We start from the raw sequence: 363 nt of genomic DNA, 5'->3' as shown, positions 1-363 counted from the left end.
GGTCAAGACGTTTCGACGCAGGCCTGACCGCAAAAATGAACTCGTTCTATACGCAACGAACGGAAAAGGCGAGCCCTACGATCGGTCCGACGTTGATTATTTTATCGGCGTATTGGGTGATCCGGGCGAAATGCCTCGCGTTTGGATGTTTGAAAACGAAGGAAATCAGCGCGAATATTGGGCGAAATCAACTAATCGTGCGAGCAAACGGTGGGTAGAACTGCCGCTGTCCCTTAATCGGGAACTTTACGAAGTTAAAAACGAAGCGGAGGCGGTTTGATGGCGAAATTAGAAGGCGTTAAAACTCTCGATATGGTGAACGGTGAAATTACGAAGGTTTCGTATGATGGCGTAGAGTATGTG

1 protein-coding gene is annotated in these 363 nt (G+C 48.2%); it reads left to right on the top strand.

Annotated features, from left to right (window positions below; translation table 11 throughout):
- Positions 1–280: hypothetical protein (locus tag J0695_RS46585; RefSeq protein WP_277990132.1), on the top strand; the 280-nt coding region annotated here is incomplete at its 5' end.
- Between the last annotated feature and the right edge of the window lie 83 nt (positions 281–363).

The sequence above is a fragment of the Streptomyces beijiangensis genome, assembly GCF_017315755.1.
Taxonomy (GTDB): Bacteria; Actinomycetota; Actinomycetes; order Streptomycetales; family Streptomycetaceae; genus Streptomyces; species Streptomyces beijiangensis.
This window is presented reverse-complemented; position numbering and strand designations above follow the sequence as displayed.